This is a genomic window from Virgibacillus sp. M23 (genome assembly GCF_034190895.1).
Classification (GTDB): domain Bacteria; phylum Bacillota; class Bacilli; order Bacillales; family Amphibacillaceae; genus Virgibacillus; species Virgibacillus salarius.
The window spans coordinates 1-403 of record NZ_JAWDHA010000352.1; the positions used below are offsets into that span (position 1 = coordinate 1).

Genomic DNA, 403 nt, shown 5'->3' on the forward strand with positions numbered 1-403 from the left:
CTTGAAAAATGGTATGAGAAAAATTTTGAAACGGGCCACGGCCGCTTCCCGGTTGTCGACGATCAAATGAAAATCCACGGCATTCTGACATCAAAAGATATTGCCGGCCATGACCGAAATGCATCCATAGAAAAAGTCATGACCAAAAATCCCGTTACGGTGATTGGGAAAACATCTGTCGCCTCAGCGGCGCAAATGATGGTATGGGAAGGAATCGAAGTGCTCCCCGTCACTGACGGCCACCAAAATCTGATCGGGATGATCAGCCGCCAAGATGTGTTGAAAGCCCTTCAAATGATTCAAAAGCAGCCGCAGGTCGGGGAGAAGCTTGATGATATTGTTTCAAGAGGGTTTAAAGACGAGGGTGATGATAAAGAGGATCAAACGGTTTACGAGTATGAAG

1 protein-coding gene is annotated in these 403 nt (G+C 46.7%); it reads left to right on the forward strand.

Going from position 1 to position 403, the window contains the following annotated elements; translation table 11 throughout:
* The coding region (locus tag RVS70_RS22955) for a CBS domain-containing protein (protein WP_321135047.1) at positions 1–403 on the forward strand (403 nt) is incomplete at both ends.